Raw genomic sequence first — 2,325 nt, forward strand, 5'->3', positions numbered from 1 at the left:
AACTGCCCGTTCGCACCATTCCGGGCACAAGTACTCCCGCGTCGTTGAAACAAGCCCGCACAGCGTCAAGCGCCCCCATGCCGGCGGCGCAGAAGAGATCGGGCTTGTGCCCCATCAGGACAAGCGTCTTGGCAAAAGCGAGCGCATGACACGTAATCGCCCAGGAAAGTGCCGTATGCCCGGATTCCCCGTATTTTGCGTCGGGGTCCCCCCCGGCGGCAAGCAGGAGCACGGCCAATTGCGGAACGTTGCTCCAGGCGGCCGCGTGAAACGGCGTCTTACCGTCGGGTCCCCGGGCGTTGGCCAATTCCGAACGCCGGTCGAGGATCTCGGCGACCGTCTCGATGTCACCGGATTCGGCGGCGGCGAGGAGCCGCACGAGATCGGAATCATCCGGCCTGATGACCGCCGCCGCACTGTCTTCCCGGCCGCGACTTTGTTCGACATGCGCCTTGAGCTTTCGCCAACTCGGAAACCCGTAGTCGCGCGCGACCGCGAGCTGAGCCTCACTCAGCTGCGCCTCCGGCTTGCTGGCTCGCAGTTCATCCAGTTGGTCCTTGGCCCGTTTTTTCAACCATTCAAGATTGGGATGCGGCGGCAGCGGCTTCGACATGAGAGACCTTCCTTCCGATCGCCCGGCGTCCGCGTTTCACAGGCAGAAAGAAGGTTATGTCGGAGAAACACGCAGGCGGGTTCAACCCTTTTCGCGGACCGATGGCCGCCTGAGGAGGCCATCCGGATTGTACCAGACGGCGATTCAATAGAACAAGCCGGCGTGAGCAGGCTCGCCCTGCCCGCCAGGGCAATCGCATGTTCAAGAAGCCAGCAAATGGAGCAGGTAGTCGTTGTCCCAGCCGGCCACGAGTCGTTTGGTTTTGATGCCTACTTTCTTGGTGGTGTCCTGCTGGAGGCGGTTCAGGGCAATGCGGCGGAGTCGCGAGAAGTTTTCGGCCCCGTGTCCCTTGCGAATGCGTGAATCATCCTCGGAAAAGCTCACATCCAGGCTCCAATGCAACTGATTTTCGATTCCCCAGTGTCCGCGGATCGCCGCGGCCGACTGGGCTGCAGTGGCCTTGGCGCGGCTGCTGATGTAGTAGCGTCGCTCAGTGCTGACCTTGCCCAGGGTCTCGCGCCGGGCCTCGACGGCCACCAGCAAGCCAAGGCCCGGCCAGTCCTTCCGCAATTCTCCAAGCCACTGGACTTCGTGGGTACACCAGACGCGGCGCGTCTCGATCCGCCCATGGCCGCCGTCCGTTTCTTCGTGGTAGTCGTGGGCCATGCCGTTGAAGGCGTCGAGAATCGCCTCGTCGAGCAGGCCTCGAACTTTCTGGTGCAACTGCGGCTGGTTCTCCTTGACGGCCAACATGTAATCGCCGCCGCCCTGAATGATCTGGCCGGCGATGTTCTTCTGACAACCCATGGCGTCGATGGTCACCGTGGCCCCGCGCAGGTCCAATAGTTCCAGCAGCTTCGGAATCGCCCTGATTTCATTGCTCTTGTCTTCGACGGCCAGTTGCCCGAAGACCAGGCGGTTGGCCGATACGAAGGCGCTGACCAGGTGAGCCATCGTGCTCTTGTCCCAGGCGTGCATGAAACTGCGGCGGATGGCCTTGCCATCGATGCTGATCAACTTGCCGCCCGCCTGGGCCAGAGCTGCCGTCCATGCGGTGAAACAACGCTCGAACGCCTCGGGGTTCAGCCGCGCGAAGACCCGGCCGAAGGTGTCGTGACTGGGAATGCCGTGCGGCAGTTCCAGGAAAGACGCGAAGAACTTGCGCTTGGCTTCGGCGAATTGTTCGACTTGCACCCAGCCATCGGCCCCGCAGATCACGGCGCAAATGGCGATCACAATCATGTCCGAAAGCGGGTGCAACGCATTGACTCCGCGGGGATCGGGCAAGTCCCGGAAGTGTACACAGATTCCGTTCGCGCCCGGCGCGCAGCCCGACCGCTCAGCTTGGGCCTCCATGCCAAAGCTCCTTCTCCAGATGTTCTGGATTATCCGTCGCAGGCCCTGCGAACCAACAACCGTCCTACCTTGGACGGACTATTCGCCTATACGATGTGAATCTCAAGAAGGTTGGCACGCGCTGCGAGGGAACATGCAATCGCCCTGGGGTGACGCTACGGGGGCGGTTCAGCGGCGTTGACGATCGTGCCGTTGAGTTGTTGCCAGAGGTGCATAGGACCTGCAAACATGTCGCGCGAGAAGCACGTCACCCACGAGGGGTGACGCTACGGGCGGGAGACGATGTCGGGGCCGTAGGGCGGGAGGGTCGTGAGACGGGTGTCTTCGACGGCGCCGCCGACGGTGAAATGATACAG

At 62.3% G+C, this 2,325-nt stretch carries 2 protein-coding genes; both read right to left on the minus strand.

What is annotated here, in order from left to right:
* A partial coding sequence (locus VJZ71_12315; GenBank protein ID HKQ48846.1) for an ankyrin repeat domain-containing protein occupies positions 1–613 on the minus strand: 613 nt, incomplete at its 3' end.
* Between the two features lie 201 nt (positions 614–814).
* Entirely contained in the window at positions 815–1,969 is a 1,155-nt protein-coding gene (locus VJZ71_12320) for an ISAs1 family transposase (protein ID HKQ48847.1), read from the minus strand.
* Positions 1,970–2,325: the final 356 nt, after the last annotated feature.

Source organism: Phycisphaerae bacterium, from assembly GCA_035275405.1.
Taxonomy (GTDB): Bacteria; Planctomycetota; Phycisphaerae; order UBA1845; family UTPLA1; genus DATEMU01.

Coding starts and splice junctions, on each gene's coding strand:
- VJZ71_12320 (HKQ48847.1), bottom strand. CDS start 1,969: ATGGAGGCCCAAGCTGAGCGGTCGGGCTGCGCGCCGGGCGCGAACGGA.